Genomic DNA, 15,922 nt, shown 5'->3' on the forward strand with positions numbered 1-15,922 from the left:
CTGATCGCACCGATTGCGATGGAAGAAGGTCTGCGCTTCGCGATTCGCGAAGGTGGCCGTACCGTAGGTGCGGGTGTTGTTGCCAAGATCGTTGAATAAACGGTCTGGTTGAGAGCGCCGGTTCGCCGGCGTTGTAGGCCAGTAGTTCAATTGGTAGAGCACCGGTCTCCAAAACCGGCTGTTGGGGGTTCGAGTCCCTCCTGGCCTGCCATTTACAGCTAGACACCGCTTCGCGTTGCGTGAAGTGGTGTTTTTCGCTTAGCGAAAAGGAAGTTTTTGGGATGAACGCAAAAGCGGAGCAGGGCGGTCGCTTGGACGGCTTGAAGTGGTTTGTCGTAGTTGCGCTGGTTGTTGCTGGTATTGCTGGCAATGTGTACTTCGGCGATGAATCCCTGCTGTATCGTGTGTTGGCACTGCTGGCGCTGGCGGTCGTGGCGGCTTTTGTCGCTATTCAGACTGAAAAGGGCGCGGCTTTCTGGAAGTTGTCCAAGGAAGCGCGCACAGAAATCCGCAAGGTAGTTTGGCCAACGCGGCAGGAAAGCACGCAGACCACGTTGATGGTAGTGGCCTTTGTCATCCTGATGGCCTTGATTCTGTGGGGGCTGGATACGCTGTTGAGCTGGCTGGCATCCCTGATTATTGGATAGAGGTGAGCATGGCAAAGCGTTGGTACGTAGTACACGCCTATTCGGGCTACGAAAAGAAAGTTGCCGGTGCGCTGAAAGAGCGTATTGAGCTTGCCGGTATGCAGGATCGCTTTGGTGAGGTGCTCGTGCCTACTGAAGAAGTGGTTGAAATGCGCGGTGGTCAGAAGCGCAAGAGCGAGCGCAAATTTTTCCCCGGCTATGTGCTGGTGGAGATGGAGCTGGACGACGATACCTGGCACCTGGTGAAAGAGACCCCGCGTGTGATGGGTTTCATTGGTGGTAAGGCCGACCAGCCGGCACCGATTACCGAAGCCGAAGCCAACGCCATTCTGCAGCGCGTTGAAACCGGCGACAAACCCAAGCCGAAAACCCTGTTTGAGCCGGGTGAAATGGTTCGGGTTATCGATGGGCCGTTTAACGATTTCAACGGCGTCGTCGAGGAAGTGAATTACGAAAAGAGCCGCCTGCGTGTGGCGGTTCTGATTTTCGGTCGATCTACTCCGGTAGAGCTGGAATTCAGTCAGGTCGAAAAATCGTAAGTAATTGGTCGGGCGCGCAGCGCCCGGCATAAACCGGGGAGCCGGTGACCGGTCGCAAGGCCGCGAGGCGTTACTACCCACAAGGAGAAAGCAATGGCTAAGAAAGTACAGGCTTATATCAAGCTGCAAGTTGCTGCGGGTTCTGCAAACCCCAGTCCGCCGGTTGGTCCCGCACTGGGTCAGCACGGTGTGAACATCATGGAATTCTGTAAGGCGTTCAACGCCGAGACTCAGGAATTCGAAAAAGGCATGCCGATCCCGGTTGTGATCACCGTTTATTCTGATCGCAGCTTCACCTTCGTTAAAAAGACTCCGCCCGCAGCCTTCCTGCTGAAGAAAGCGGCTGGTATCAAGAAAGGTTCCGGTACCCCCAACACCAACAAGGTTGGCAAGGTAAACCGTGTCCAGCTGGAAGAAATCGCCACCATGAAAATGCCTGACCTGACGGCGGCAGACATGGAAGCAGCCGTACGCACCATCGCTGGTAGCGCTCGTGCTGCCGGTATTGAAGTGGAGGGTGTGTAAATGGCTAAGCTGACTAAGCGCCAGAAGGCAATTCGCGAGAAAGTTGAGCTGGGCAAACTGTACGCCATCGACGAAGCGGTTAGCCTGCTGAAAGAAGTTTCTGCAATTAAATTCCCCGAGACCATCGATGTGGCCATCAACCTGGGTGTTGATGCGCGTAAATCTGATCAGGTGGTTCGCGGTGCGACGACTCTGCCTCACGGTACTGGCAAAACTGTACGTGTTGCTGTGTTTACCCAAGGCGACAACGCCGAGAAAGCCAAGGCTGCCGGTGCTGACTTTGTCGGCATGGAAGATCTGGCCGAGCAGGTTAAAGGCGGCATGATGGATTTCGACGTGGTTGTGGCTTCTCCCGATGCCATGCGCGTTGTGGGTCAGTTGGGTCAGGTTCTGGGTCCCCGTGGCCTGATGCCGAACCCGAAGACTGGCACTGTAACCCCGGATGTTGAAACCGCGGTTAAAAACGCTAAAGCCGGTCAGGTACGTTTCCGTACTGACAAAAACGGCATTATCCACGGCGCTGTGGGCAGCATTTCTTTCGAGCCCAACGCGATCAAGGAAAACATTGAAGCGCTGCTGGCTGATCTGAAGAAAGCCAAGCCTGCTTCAAGCAAAGGCGTTTACCTGAAAAAGATCACTCTGTCCTCGACCATGGGTCCGGGTCTGGCGATCGATCAGGGCAGCCTGACTGTTTAAGTACAGTTTAGAAGTAAAGTAATTCGCCACAGCGCCTTTCTTTAGTGGTTAGGCGCTACGGCAAAACATCTTTGTGGTCTTGGCAGACGACTGTGTCGAGCCAAAGGCCATCAAAGACCGTAGGTGGTGAGCCGAGAGGCAAACCTTAATTTGCGTTTCGCGAAAGCGATTTACCGGCGCAGACCTACGCAGATGGTGGATTGGATTTGTTCACCAAAGAGTGGCAAGGCAGCAGTATCGCTGAGCCTTACGGTAAGTAGCTAGACAAATCCAGGAGATAATCCAAGTGGCATTAAGACTCGAAGACAAGAAAGCGATTGTAGCTGATGTTAACGAGACTGCCGCCAGTGCCCTGTCCCTCGTAGTTGCGGATGCCCGCGGCTGCACGGTCAGTGAAATGACAGAGCTTCGCAAAGCAGCTCGTGAAGCCAATGTGTCCCTGCGCGTCGTGCGCAACACACTGGCCAAGCGCGCTGTAGCCGGAACTGAATTTGAGTGTGCCGTAGAGTCCTTCGTTGGACCCTCGCTGTTGGCCTTCTCAATGGAAGATCCCGGTGCGGCTGCTCGTATCTTCAAAGACTTTGCCAAAGGGCATGAGAAATTTGAAGTTAAAGCACTTGCGGTTAGCGGCCAATTGCTGGCAGCCAGTCAATTGGACGTTCTGGCCAAACTGCCGACGCGTGATCAAGCACTCTCTATGCTGATGAGTGTGATGCAGGCGCCGACAGCCAAGCTGGTACGTACTTTGAACGAGGTTCCAGGCAAGTTGGTTCGTACTCTCGCGGCGGTTCGCGATCAGAAAGAAGCTGCGTAAGCGGCTCTTCGTTAAATTTTTTCGACACAGTAAACAGGAGAGTTAATCATGGCTCTGTCAAAAGACGATATTTTGAATGCAATTGCTGAAATGAGCGTAATGGAAGTTGTTGAGCTCATCGAAGCAATGGAAGAGAAGTTCGGCGTTACTGCGGCTGCTGCCGTAGCTGCTGCTCCGGCTGCTGCTGCTGATGGCGGCGCGGCTGCTGAAGAAAAGACTGAGTTCGACATCGTTCTGGCTTCTGCCGGCGAGAAGAAAGTGAACGTTATCAAAGCCGTTCGCGGTCTGACTGGTCTTGGCCTGAAAGAAGCGAAAGAAATGGTAGACGGCGCTCCCGCCACTATCAAAGAAGGCGCTTCCAAAGAAGAAGCCGAAGAAGCGAAGAAGCAACTGGAAGAAGCTGGCGCGACTGTCGAGCTCAAGTAAGTTGCTGTTGGCACGCAACGCGAGCCAATCTACAGCAGGGCTGGTGGGGTTATCCCGCCGGCCTTTTGCTGTTTAAGGAATTTCGAACCGCTTGAGCGGTTCCATGCGGCGGCGCTTTCGGAGTTGTGAAAGTGTTGTCGGGTAAAGATGCTGCGTCACCGCGTGGGTGCGCAGGTCGGGATATGATGCTGGGGAGTGCTGATGGCTTACTCGTACACTGAGAAAAAACGTATCCGCAAGGATTTTGGCAAAATGCCGTACGTCATGGACGTACCCTACCTCCTGGCGATTCAGTTGGACTCCTACCGGAAGTTCACCCAGGAAGGAACACCAGCTAAAGAGCGCGGCGACCACGGTCTGCACGCGGCTTTCAAATCCGTATTTCCCATCGTCAGCTACTCCGGAAATGCTGCTCTTGAATACGTAGAGTACAGCCTGGGCGAGCCGGCGTTTGATGTCAATGAATGCCAGCTGCGCGGCGTGACTTACGCTGTGCCGCTGCGCGTTAAAGTTCGCCTGATCATCTACGATAAAGAGTCCGCGAACAAAAGCATCAAGGATATTAAGGAACAGGAAGTCTACATGGGGGAGATCCCCCTGATGACTGAAAACGGTACCTTCGTTGTTAACGGTACCGAGCGCGTTATCGTATCGCAGCTGCACCGCTCCCCGGGTGTGTTCTTCGATCACGATCGCGGCAAAACGCACAGCTCTGGCAAGTTGCTGTACTCCGCGCGGGTGATTCCTTACCGTGGTTCATGGCTCGACTTTGAGTTCGATCCGAAGGACCTGGTCTACGTGCGTATCGACCGTCGCCGCAAGCTGCCGGCGACCATCCTGCTGCGTGCCTTGGGTTACACGTCTGAAGAAATCCTCGACATGTTCTTCGACGTCAACACCTTCAAGGCCGACAAGGAAGGTAACTTCAAGATCGAACTGATCCCCGAGCGTCTGCGCGGGGAAATCGCGACCTTTGATATCTGCGACAAGAACGGCGAAGTTATTGCCGAGTCTGGACGCCGTATCACGGCGCGTCATATTCGCCAGATTCAGAAAGCCAAGATCACCGAGCTGGAAGTGCCGCGTGAATACGTGATTGGTCGCTCGCTGGCAAAAGACATGATTGACGAGTCTACAGGTGAGGTGCTCTACCCCTGTAACGCCGAGATCACCGAAGAAATGCTGGAAGCGTTTGCGAAAGCTGGCATCAAGACGGTCGAAACGCTGTACACCAACGAACTCGACTGTGGTCCGTTTATCAGCGAAACCCTGCGCATTGATTCTGCCAACAGCCAGCTCGAGGCTCTGGTGGAAATTTACCGCATGATGCGCCCCGGTGAGCCGCCGACTAAAGAGTCTGCAGAGAATCTGTTCCAGAACCTGTTCTTCTCTGCCGAGCGCTACGATCTGTCTGGGGTTGGACGGATGAAGTTCAACCGCCGTCTGGGCCGCGAAGAAATCGTCGGTGAAGGCACTCTCAGCAAGGAAGACATCGTCGATGTGCTGAAGACTCTGGTTGAGATCCGTAACGGTAAGGGTGTTGTCGATGATATCGATCACCTGGGTAACCGCCGTGTACGTTCTGTTGGTGAAATGGCCGAGAACCAGTTCCGCGTGGGTCTGGTACGTGTTGAGCGCGCGGTTAAAGAGCGCCTGTCCATGGCCGAAAGCGAAGGCCTGATGCCGCAGGATCTGATCAACGCCAAGCCGGTTGCGGCGGCGGTGAAGGAGTTCTTCGGTTCTTCGCAGCTGTCCCAGTTTATGGACCAGAATAACCCGCTGTCAGAAATCACGCACAAGCGCCGTGTCTCTGCGCTTGGCCCGGGTGGTTTGACCCGTGAGCGCGCCGGCTTCGAAGTTCGCGACGTTCACCCGACTCACTACGGCCGTGTGTGTCCGATCGAGACCCCTGAAGGTCCGAACATCGGTCTGATCAACTCGCTGGCAACCTACGCTCGTACCAACGAGTACGGCTTCCTGGAAAGCCCCTACCGCAAGGTTGTGGATGGCGTTGTCACCGACGAGATCGAATTCCTGTCGGCTATCAACGAAGCCGAATACGTTATCGCCCAGTCGTCGGCCAAAACCGACAAGAACAACAAGCTGAGCGAAGATCTGGTTGCCGTACGTTACCGCAACGAATTCACCGTTAAGGACCCGTCCGAAGTTGAGTACATGGACGTGTCGCCGAAACAGGTGGTTTCGGTTGCAGCCTCGCTGATCCCCTTCCTCGAGCACGATGACGCGAACCGCGCATTGATGGGTTCGAACATGCAGCGCCAGGCGGTTCCGACTCTTAAGGCAGACAAGCCTTTGGTCGGTACCGGTATGGAGCGCTACGTAGCCGCCGACTCCGGTGTCTGTGTGGTCGCTCGCCGTGGCGGTGTGATTGACAGTGTCGACGCTGCCCGCATCGTTGTGCGTGTTAACGAAGATGAGGTTCAGGCCGGTCAGCCACCGGTTGATATCTACAACCTGACCAAATACACCCGTTCTAACCAGAACACCTGCATTAACCAGCGTTCCATCGTGAAAACCGGTGAGAGCGTTGCTCGCGGTGACATTCTGGCAGACGGCCCGTCGGTGGATATGGGTGAGCTGGCCCTCGGTCAGAACATGCGCATCGCCTTCATGCCTTGGAACGGTTACAACTTCGAGGACTCCATCCTCGTGTCCGAGCGCGTGGTAAAAGAAGATCGCTTTACCACCATCCACATTCAGGAGCTGACCTGTGTGGCGCGTGACACCAAGCTCGGGCCAGAAGAAATTTCTGCGGATATCCCCAATGTGGGTGAATCTGCACTGGCCAAACTGGACGAGTCCGGCATTGTTTACATCGGCGCCGAAGTAGGCCCCGGTGACATTCTGGTCGGCAAGGTGACGCCGAAGGGTGAAACACAACTGACGCCAGAAGAAAAACTGCTGCGTGCCATCTTCGGTGAGAAGGCGTCTGATGTTAAAGACACCTCCCTGCGTGTGCCGTCCGGCACCAAGGGCACCATCATCGACGTGCAGGTGTTTACTCGCGACGGTCTGGAAAAAGACAAGCGCGCCCAGGAAATCGAAAAGATGCAGCTCGACAAGTTCCGCAAGGACTTGAACGAAGAGTACCGCATTCTGGAAGAGGCCCTGTACGCCCGTCTGACCTCTGCCCTGAAAGGCCAGAAAGTCGTTAGCGGTGCCGGCCTGAAGAAAGGCGCCGAGCTGACTGACGACGTGCTGAACGGTCTGGACAAGGACGACTGGTTCAAACTGCGCCTGTCTGACGATGGACTGAACAGCCTGCTGGAAGATGCCAGCAACCAGCTGGAAGCCCAGAAAGAATCTCTGGAGCGCCGCTTCGAAGACAAGAAGCGCAAGCTCGCCACCGGCGACGATCTGGCGCCCGGCGTACTGAAAATCGTCAAGGTGTATCTGGCGATCAAGCGTCGCATCCAGCCCGGTGACAAGATGGCAGGCCGCCACGGTAACAAGGGTGTTATCTCGGTCATCATGCCCGAAGAAGACATGCCCTTTGACGAAAACGGCGTTCCGGTCGACATCGTTCTGAACCCGCTGGGTGTACCGTCGCGGATGAACGTGGGTCAGATCCTTGAAACCCACCTCGGTCTCGCGGCCAAGGGTTTGGGTGAAAAGATCGACGACATGATCCGCTCGCAGAAAGCTGTTGCTGAAATCCGCAACCTGTTGGAAGAGATCTACAACAAGGCCAGCGATGCGCTGCGTGTTGAAGACATCAAATCCTTCAGCGATGCCGAAGTGATCGAGCTGGCCCAGAACCTGCGCGGTGGTGTGCCGATGGCGACGCCAGTGTTTGATGGTGCTGCCGAAAGCGAAATCAAGGAACTGCTGAAGCTGGCCGGCCTGCCGGAAAGTGGTCAGATGGTTCTGCGCGACGGCCGTTCCGGTGTCGAGTTCGATCGCCCGGTCACCGTGGGTTACATGTACATGCTCAAGTTGAACCACCTGGTCGACGACAAGATGCATGCCCGTTCCACCGGCTCGTACAGCCTGGTTACCCAGCAGCCGCTGGGTGGTAAGGCGCAATTCGGTGGCCAGCGTTTCGGGGAAATGGAGGTCTGGGCTCTGGAAGCTTACGGCGCCGCCTACACCCTGCAGGAAATGCTGACCGTCAAATCGGACGACGTGAACGGTCGTACCAAGATGTACAAAAACATTGTTGATGGCGACCAGCGCATGGAGCCGGGCATGCCCGAATCCTTCAATGTACTGGTTAAGGAAATTCGTTCTCTCGGTATCAATATCGACCTGGAAACCGAATAAACATCAATCATTGAGTTGGCAAGGGGTGCCTGTACGAGCAGGCACCTGTCTACAAAGACCCTTGCGGAGGAACGACCTTGAAAGACTTACTGAATCTGCTTAAGCAGGGACAAAACGACGAATTCGACACCATCCGAATCGGCCTGGCGTCGCCCGATATGATTCGTTCCTGGTCCTACGGCGAAGTGAAAAAGCCGGAGACCATCAACTACCGTACCTTTAAGCCGGAGCGCGATGGCCTGTTCTGCGCCAAGATCTTCGGTCCGGTCAAAGACTACGAGTGTCTGTGTGGCAAGTACAAACGCCTCAAGCACCGTGGTGTTATCTGTGAAAAATGTGGCGTTGAAGTGGCGCTGGCCAAAGTTCGTCGCGAGCGCATGGGTCACATCGAGCTGGCGTCCCCGGTTGCCCACATCTGGTTCCTGAAGTCACTGCCCAGCCGCATCGGTCTGCTGCTGGACATGACCCTGCGTGATATCGAGCGCATCCTGTACTTTGAATCCTACGTCGTCACCGATCCCGGTATGACCACGCTGGATAAAGGTCAGCTGCTGAGCGATGAGCAGTTCTTCGAAGCCATGGAAGAATTCGGCGACGAATTCACCGCCAAGATGGGCGCCGAAGCCATTCAGCACCTGCTGATGGAGCTGGATCTGGATGCGGAAATCGAGAAACTGCGCGAAGACATTCCGGCCACCAACTCTGAAACCAAAATCAAGAAGCTGTCCAAGCGCTTGAAACTGATCGAGGCCCTGGCCGAGTCAGACAACAAGCCCGAGTGGATGGTCATGGAAGTGCTGCCGGTATTGCCGCCGGATCTGCGTCCGTTGGTACCGCTGGATGGTGGCCGCTTTGCGACCTCGGATCTGAACGATCTGTACCGCCGCGTTATCAACCGTAACAACCGTCTGAAGCGCCTGCTCGACCTGAACGCACCGGACATCATCGTGCGCAACGAAAAGCGCATGCTGCAGGAATCGGTTGACGCCTTGCTGGATAACGGTCGTCGCGGCCGCGCCATCACGGGTTCCAACAAGCGTCCGCTGAAATCTCTGGCCGACATGATCAAAGGTAAGCAGGGTCGTTTCCGTCAGAACCTGCTCGGTAAGCGTGTCGACTACTCCGGCCGTTCCGTTATCGTGGTCGGTCCGACCCTGAAACTGCATCAGTGCGGCCTGCCCAAGAAAATGGCACTGGAGCTGTTCAAGCCCTTTATCTTTGGCAAGCTGGAAGCCCGCGGTCTGGCGACCACCATCAAAGCCGCCAAGAAAATGGTTGAGCGCGAGCCGCCGGAAGTATGGGATATCCTCGCCGAAGTCATCCGCGAGCACCCGGTACTGCTGAACCGTGCACCAACCCTTCACCGTCTGGGTATTCAGGCCTTTGAGCCCGTGCTGATCGAAGGTAAAGCCATTCAGCTGCACCCGCTGGTGTGTGCAGCCTACAACGCTGACTTTGACGGTGACCAGATGGCGGTACACGTACCGCTGACCTTGGAAGCCCAGCTCGAAGCGCGCGCCCTGATGATGTCGACCAACAACATCCTGTCGCCCGCCTCCGGTGAGCCGATCATCGTTCCCTCGCAGGACGTGGTACTGGGTCTGTACTGGATGACCCGCGACCGCATCAACGCTTTGGGCGAAGGCATGGTCTTCTCCAACCCGGAAGAAGTTTCCCGTGCCTACGGCGCCGGCAAGGTGCATCTGCAGGCGCGCATCAAGTGCCGTATCGAACAAACCGTCATCGATGACGATGGCGAGAAGCAGACCTCAACCATGATCGTGGACACCACGGTTGGTCGAGTGAATCTGTGGCGTGTTGTGCCGAAGGGTCTGCCCTTTGAAATGGTCAACAAGGCCATGACCAAGAAGGCGATCTCCGGCATTCTGAACGCTTGTTACCGTATCGTTGGCCTGAAAGCGACTGTTATCTTCGCTGACCAGCTGATGTATACCGGTTTTGAATACTCAACTCGCTCCGGCTCTTCTATCGGTGTTAACGACTTCGAAATTCCGGCCGCCAAAGCCGAAATCGTCGACAGCGCTGAAGAAGAAGTGAAAGAGATCGAGAAGCAGTTTGCTTCTGGTCTGGTAACGGCCGGTGAGAAGTACAACAAGGTTATCGACATCTGGTCACGCGCCAACGACCTGGTCTCCAAGTCCATGATGGAAGGCCTGTCGAAGGAAACAGTAATTAATCGCGACGGTGAAGAAGAGCAGCAAGACTCCTTCAACTCGGTTTACATCTACGCCGACTCCGGTGCACGGGGCTCCCCGGCTCAGATCCGTCAGCTCGCCGGTATGCGGGGTCTGATGGCCAAGCCGGACGGCTCGATCATTGAAACGCCGATCACCGCGAACTTCCGTGAAGGTCTGAACGTACTGCAGTACTTCATCTCGACCCACGGTGCGCGTAAAGGTCTGGCTGATACCGCACTGAAAACTGCGAACTCCGGTTACCTGACCCGTCGTCTGGTTGACGTGGCCCAGGATCTGGTCGTTACCGAGCAGGATTGTGGCACCGACGAAGGCCTGTTGATGACCCCGGTTATCGAGGGTGGTGACATCATCGAAACCTTGGGTGATCGCGTACTGGGTCGTATCGTAGCCCGCGACGTGTTCATCGACGACACCGACGAACTGGCCGTTGCCGCCGGTACCATGCTCGACGAGAAGTGGATTATCCAACTCGAAGAGATGGGTATCGACGAAATCGCCGTGCGCTCGCCCATTACTTGTGAGACACGCCACGGTGTGTGTGCGGTGTGTTACGGCCGTGATCTGGCCCGTGGTCACCGGGTTAACCCGGGTGAAGCGGTCGGTGTTATCGCTGCCCAGTCGATTGGTGAGCCCGGTACCCAGCTGACGATGCGTACCTTCCACATCGGTGGTGCGGCGTCGCGAGCAACCGCCGTCGACAGCATTCAGATCAAGCAGGACGGTAAGGTGCGTCTGCACAACCTGAAAACCGTTGAGCGCGAAGACGGCACGCTGGTCGCCGTGAGCCGTTCCGGTGAGTTGGCGATCGCTGACTCCGCAGGTCGTGAGCGCGAGCGCTACAAGCTGCCTTACGGTGCAATGATCAAGGTTAAAGACAAGGCGCTGGTTTCTGCCGGTGACATCGTCGCCACCTGGGATCCGCACACTCACCCGATCGTGACGGAAGTTGCGGGTCGCGTGAAGCTGTCTGGTATGGAAGAGGGCATTACCATCAACCGCCAGACCGACGAATTGACCGGTCTGACCAACATTGTGGTGATGGACCCGGCCGAACGTCCGGCTGCTGGTAAGGACATGCGTCCTGCGGTCACGCTGGTGGATGAGAAGGGCAACGAACTGACCCTGGCCAATACCAACGTACCGGCGCACTACTTCCTCGCTGCCCACTCGGTAGTGGAGCTGGAAGACGGCAACGACGTGAAAGTGGGTGACATCATTGCGCGGATTCCTCAGGAATCTTCGAAGACCCGCGACATCACCGGTGGTCTGCCGCGTGTTGCCGACCTGTTCGAAGCCCGTAAGCCGAAAGAGCCCGCCATTCTGGCTGAAATCTCCGGTACCGTGAGCTTCGGTAAGGAAACCAAAGGCAAGCGTCGTCTGGTGATTACTCCCACCGACGGCAAGCCGCTGCCCGATGGTTCCGATCACTATGAAGTGCTGATTCCGAAATGGCGTCAGCTGACCGTGTTCGAAGGTGAACAGGTTGAGAAGGGTGAAGTTGTTTCTGAAGGCCCGCTGAGCCCCCACGATATTCTGCGCCTGAAAGGTGTTGAAGATCTGGCCAAGTACATCGTCAACGAGATCCAGGACGTGTACCGCTTGCAGGGTGTAAAGATCAACGATAAGCACATCGAAGTTATCGTTCGTCAGATGCTGCGCAAGGTCACCATTACGGCCAACGGCGACTCGTCCTTCATCAAGGGTGAGCAGGCCGAGTACGTACGGGTGATCGAAGAAAACGAGCAGCTCGAAGCGGCCGGCAAAGTGCCAGCCAGCTACGAGCGTGAGCTGCTGGGTATCACTAAGGCCTCGCTGGCGACCGAATCCTTCATTTCGGCGGCCTCCTTCCAGGAGACGACCCGCGTTCTGACGGAAGCAGCGGTTACCGGCAAGCGCGACCATCTGCGCGGCCTGAAGGAAAACGTGGTGGTTGGTCGACTGATCCCGGCGGGTACCGGTCTGACTTACCACGCCGAGCGCAAGCGTCGCAGTGAAGACGATGCGGCGACCACCGTTTCGGCCCAGGACGTGGAAGCGGCCCTGACCGAAGCCCTGAGTGGTGACGGCGAGTAAAACCGAGGCTTCGGCCTTGACGGGGGTGGGGCGCGTCATTACAATTCGCGCTCCACTTTTTGGGTGTCCCGTTCCTGCCTGCTGAAATTGGCGGGCGGACGAGAAACCGGGTCTGGCTCTTTTGAGTTTGGGTCCGATAAAACAGGTCTTCGCGATGAAGACTGAAAATACTGGAGTTATTTAATGGCAACGATCAACCAGTTGGTTCGTAAGCCGAGAAAGCGCAAAGTCCAAAAGAGTGACGTACCTGCGCTGCAGAGCTGCCCACAGCGTCGTGGTGTTTGTACCCGTGTGTACACCACTACTCCGAAGAAGCCGAACTCTGCACTGCGTAAAGTATGTCGTGTGCGTCTGACTAACGGTTATGAAGTCACCTCCTATATCGGTGGTGAAGGTCACAACCTGCAGGAGCACAGTGTGGTTCTGATCCGCGGCGGTCGTGTAAAAGACCTGCCCGGTGTTCGCTACCACACCGTTCGCGGCAGCCTTGACACCTCTGGCGTCAACGACCGCAAACAAGCGCGCTCGAAGTACGGTACCAAGCGGCCTAAGGGCTGATAGCTTTTCCCTGTTTGCGGTTGCAATGGCAAACAGAAAGCAAAACACAATTTGTCGAGTGCAATCACTCTGTCATCTTTTATCGATAGATTGCGCTCTTAACCTTGAGTAAGGCCGAACCCCAAGAAATGTGTTCGGATTTACCTGAAGAGAAGGACTCAGAAGATGCCTAGACGTCGCGTCGCTGCCAAGCGCGAAATTCTGCCCGATCCCAAGTACGGGAACGTCACCCTCGCCAAATTCATGAACCACGTTATGGTTAGCGGTAAAAAATCCGTTGCCGAGCGTATTGTTTATGGCGCCCTGGAAATTGTTAAAGAGCGTTCCAGCAAGGACCCCGTTGAAGTATTCGACGAGGCTCTGGAAAACATCGCGCCGATGGTGGAAGTAAAATCCCGTCGTGTAGGTGGTGCAACTTATCAGGTGCCTGTTGAAGTTCGTCCCAGCCGTCGCAACGCTCTGGCTATGCGCTGGTTGGTGGAATACTCCCGTGGCCGCGGTGAGAAATCCATGCGTCAGCGTCTGGCTGGCGAGATCCTCGATGCGGCAGATGGAAAAGGTTCCGCAGTTAAGAAGCGTGAAGACGTTCACCGTATGGCTGAAGCCAACAAAGCGTTCTCACATTACCGCTTCTAAATCCATCTACCATTTTTTGGGGATTTTATCGTGGCACGCAAAACTCCTATCGCTCGTTACCGTAATATCGGCATCTGCGCACACGTGGATGCGGGTAAGACAACTACGACTGAACGCGTGTTGTTTTATACAGGGCTGTCTCACAAGATCGGTGAGGTTCACGACGGCGCTGCTACCATGGATTGGATGGAGCAGGAGCAGGAGCGTGGTATCACCATCACCTCTGCTGCCACTACCTGCTTCTGGGCGGGTATGCAGCAGCAGTTTGAGCAGCACCGCATCAACATCATCGACACCCCCGGACACGTGGACTTTACCATCGAGGTAGAGCGTTCTCTGCGTGTGCTGGACGGCGCGGTGGTGGTGCTGTGTGGTTCTTCCGGCGTTCAGCCGCAGACCGAAACCGTTTGGCGTCAAGCCAACAAATATGAAGTTCCCCGCATGGTATTCGTCAACAAGATGGACCGTGCCGGTGCTGACTTCAAAAAAGTGGTTGGTCAGTTGCGCAAGCGTCTGGGAGCCAACGCGGTGCCGCTGCAGATGACGATCGGTTCAGAGGACGAATTCAAAGGGGTCGTCGACCTCGTCAAGATGAAGTCCATCCTGTGGAACGAAGACGATATGGGGATGACCTTTGAATACGGTGAAATCCCCGCCGATATGGCAGATGTGTGCGCCGAAATGCGTGAATTCCTGGTTGAAGCCGCGGCGGAAGCTGACGACGAGACCATGGAAAAATACCTCGAAGGCAATGAGCTGACCGAGGAAGAGATTAAGGCCGGTATTCGCAAGCGTACCCTGGCTAATGAAATCGTACCGGTTCTTGGTGGCAGTGCCTTCAAGAACAAGGGCGTGCAAGCGGTGCTGGACGCCGTGATTGAGTACCTGCCGGCGCCGACAGAAGTACGTGCGATCGAAGGTACCGTTGACGGCAAGGGTGGCGAAGAAGTTGTCGAAACCCGTGAGGCTGACGACAGCGCTCCGTTCGCGGCTCTGGCGTTCAAAATTGCGACCGACCCCTTCGTCGGTACGCTGACCTTCTTCCGGGTGTATTCCGGTAAGTTGGAAAGTGGTACGGCGATCTACAACTCGGTCAAGCACAAGAAAGAGCGCGTCGGTCGTATGGTGCAGATGCACTCCAACGATCGCAAAGAGATCAAGGAAGTACTGGCGGGCGATATCGCTGCTGCCGTTGGCCTGAAAGATGTGACTACCGGTGATACCCTGTGCGACCCTGAGCACAAGATTGTGCTGGAGCGCATGGAGTTTCCGGAGCCGGTTATTTCGGTAGCGGTAGAGCCGAAGTCCAAGCCGGATCAGGAAAAAATGGGTATTGCGCTGGGCAAGCTGGCTCAGGAAGATCCGTCTTTCCGCGTTAAAACCGACGAAGAGACCGGTCAGACCATTATCTCCGGTATGGGTGAGCTTCACCTCGACATTATCGTTGACCGTATGCGTCGCGAATTCGGTGTCGAGGCCAATATTGGTAAGCCCCAGGTGGCCTACCGTGAGCGCATCCGTAACACCGTTGAGATTGAAGGCAAGTTTGTTCGTCAGTCTGGTGGTCGCGGTCAGTACGGTCACGTTTGGATCAAGTTCGAGCCCGGCGAAGATGAAAATGCCGAGGGTCTGGAATTTGAAAATGCTATCGTGGGTGGTGTGGTTCCCAAGGAATACATCCCGGCGGTGCAGAAAGGTATTGAAGAGCAGATGCAGAACGGTGTTCTCGCTGGTTACCCGCTGCTCGGTTTGAAAGCAACGCTGTATGACGGTTCGTTCCATGATGTGGACTCGAACGAAATGGCGTTCAAGATTGCCGCTTCCATGGCGACCAAGCAATTGGCACAGAAAGGTGGTGCCGCCCTGCTTGAGCCGATCATGAAAGTTGAAGTGGTAACCCCGGAAGAAAACATGGGTGATGTGGTCGGCGACCTTAACCGTCGTCGCGGCATGATTTCCGGTATGGACGAAAGCTCCTCCGGTAAGGTGGTAAACGCTGAGGTACCGCTGGGTGAAATGTTTGGTTATGCAACCGATCTGCGCAGCGCGACTCAGGGCCGGGCTACCTACACCATGGAATTCTTGAAGTATGCTGAAGCGCCGAACAACGTCGCCGAAGAAATTATTTCCAAGAACAAGGCTTAACTTTTTACTTTAAATCTATTGCTAAGAGGACATCGTCGTGGCAAAGGAAAAATTTGAACGTACCAAACCCCACGTAAACGTGGGCACGATTGGTCACGTAGACCATGGTAAGACAACTCTGACAGCGGCGCTGACGCGCGTATGTCACGAAGTGTGGGGAACAGGCTCAGCGGTAGCGTTTGACGGTATCGACAACGCCCCTGAAGAGCGCGAGCGCGGTATTACGATTGCGACTTCACACGTTGAATACGATTCACCGACGCGTCACTACGCCCACGTAGACTGCCCCGGACACGCTGACTACGTTAAGAACATGATCACCGGTGCTGCCCAGATGGACGGCGCGATCCTGGTATGTTC

The 15,922-nt window shown here is 55.6% G+C and carries 13 protein-coding genes and 1 tRNA gene; all 14 read left to right on the forward strand.

Going from position 1 to position 15,922, the window contains the following annotated elements:
- The coding region (locus tag FHR99_RS16060) for an EF-Tu C-terminal domain-related protein (RefSeq protein ID WP_353744332.1) at positions 1-99 on the forward strand (99 nt) is incomplete at its 5' end.
- Positions 100-135: 36 nt separating this feature from the next.
- Positions 136-211: transfer RNA gene (locus tag FHR99_RS16065), tRNA-Trp, on the forward strand.
- A 70-nt stretch (positions 212-281) separates the two neighbouring features.
- A complete protein-coding gene (gene secE, locus FHR99_RS16070; protein WP_183411771.1) occupies positions 282-647 on the forward strand; it encodes a preprotein translocase subunit SecE in 366 nt (121 codons plus the stop codon).
- Between the two features lie 8 nt (positions 648-655).
- Positions 656-1,186, forward strand: coding sequence for a transcription termination/antitermination protein NusG (nusG, locus tag FHR99_RS16075; RefSeq protein ID WP_183411772.1), 531 nt, complete (start codon positions 656-658; stop codon positions 1,184-1,186).
- A 93-nt stretch (positions 1,187-1,279) separates the two neighbouring features.
- Entirely contained in the window at positions 1,280-1,711 is a 432-nt protein-coding gene (gene rplK / locus FHR99_RS16080) for a 50S ribosomal protein L11 (protein ID WP_183411773.1), read from the forward strand.
- Complete coding sequence (rplA, locus tag FHR99_RS16085; protein WP_183411774.1) at positions 1,712-2,407, forward strand: 50S ribosomal protein L1; 696 nt, start codon at positions 1,712-1,714, stop codon at positions 2,405-2,407.
- Between the two features lie 286 nt (positions 2,408-2,693).
- The gene (rplJ, locus tag FHR99_RS16090) at positions 2,694-3,221 is read left to right on the forward strand and encodes a 50S ribosomal protein L10 (RefSeq protein ID WP_183411775.1); all 528 of its coding nucleotides are present in this window, start codon (positions 2,694-2,696) and stop codon (positions 3,219-3,221) included.
- A gap of 48 nt (positions 3,222-3,269) precedes the next feature.
- Positions 3,270-3,647: a 50S ribosomal protein L7/L12 gene (gene rplL, locus FHR99_RS16095; RefSeq protein ID WP_183411776.1), complete on the forward strand. Its 378-nt coding sequence runs from the start codon at positions 3,270-3,272 to the stop codon at positions 3,645-3,647.
- 201 nt (positions 3,648-3,848) lie between these two features.
- Complete coding sequence (rpoB, locus tag FHR99_RS16100; protein WP_183411777.1) at positions 3,849-7,931, forward strand: DNA-directed RNA polymerase subunit beta; 4,083 nt, start codon at positions 3,849-3,851, stop codon at positions 7,929-7,931.
- A 77-nt stretch (positions 7,932-8,008) separates the two neighbouring features.
- Positions 8,009-12,223: a DNA-directed RNA polymerase subunit beta' gene (rpoC, locus tag FHR99_RS16105; RefSeq protein WP_183411778.1), complete on the forward strand. Its 4,215-nt coding sequence runs from the start codon at positions 8,009-8,011 to the stop codon at positions 12,221-12,223.
- Between the two features lie 183 nt (positions 12,224-12,406).
- A complete protein-coding gene (rpsL, locus tag FHR99_RS16110) occupies positions 12,407-12,781 on the forward strand; it encodes a 30S ribosomal protein S12 (protein ID WP_183411779.1) in 375 nt (124 codons plus the stop codon).
- A gap of 165 nt (positions 12,782-12,946) precedes the next feature.
- Entirely contained in the window at positions 12,947-13,417 is a 471-nt protein-coding gene (rpsG, locus tag FHR99_RS16115; protein ID WP_183411780.1) for a 30S ribosomal protein S7, read from the forward strand.
- Positions 13,418-13,447: 30 nt separating this feature from the next.
- Positions 13,448-15,562: an elongation factor G gene (gene fusA / locus FHR99_RS16120; RefSeq protein ID WP_183411781.1), complete on the forward strand. Its 2,115-nt coding sequence runs from the start codon at positions 13,448-13,450 to the stop codon at positions 15,560-15,562.
- 37 nt (positions 15,563-15,599) lie between these two features.
- The coding region (locus FHR99_RS16125) for a GTP-binding protein (RefSeq protein ID WP_343067651.1) at positions 15,600-15,922 on the forward strand (323 nt) is incomplete at its 3' end.

The sequence above is a fragment of the Litorivivens lipolytica genome (assembly GCF_014191715.1).
Classification (GTDB): Bacteria; Pseudomonadota; Gammaproteobacteria; order Pseudomonadales; family Spongiibacteraceae; genus Litorivivens; species Litorivivens lipolytica.

Bases quoted from the DNA above. Each gene is read 5' to 3' on its own strand.
- secE (WP_183411771.1), top strand. From the start codon at position 282: ATGAACGCAAAAGCGGAGCAGGGCGGTCGCTTGGACGGCTTGAAGTGG.
- nusG (WP_183411772.1), top strand. From the start codon at position 656: ATGGCAAAGCGTTGGTACGTAGTACACGCCTATTCGGGCTACGAAAAG.
- rplK (WP_183411773.1), top strand. From the start codon at position 1,280: ATGGCTAAGAAAGTACAGGCTTATATCAAGCTGCAAGTTGCTGCGGGT.
- rplA (WP_183411774.1), top strand. From the start codon at position 1,712: ATGGCTAAGCTGACTAAGCGCCAGAAGGCAATTCGCGAGAAAGTTGAG.
- rplL (WP_183411776.1), top strand. From the start codon at position 3,270: ATGGCTCTGTCAAAAGACGATATTTTGAATGCAATTGCTGAAATGAGC.
- rpoB (WP_183411777.1), top strand. From the start codon at position 3,849: ATGGCTTACTCGTACACTGAGAAAAAACGTATCCGCAAGGATTTTGGC.
- rpsL (WP_183411779.1), top strand. From the start codon at position 12,407: ATGGCAACGATCAACCAGTTGGTTCGTAAGCCGAGAAAGCGCAAAGTC.
- rpsG (WP_183411780.1), top strand. From the start codon at position 12,947: ATGCCTAGACGTCGCGTCGCTGCCAAGCGCGAAATTCTGCCCGATCCC.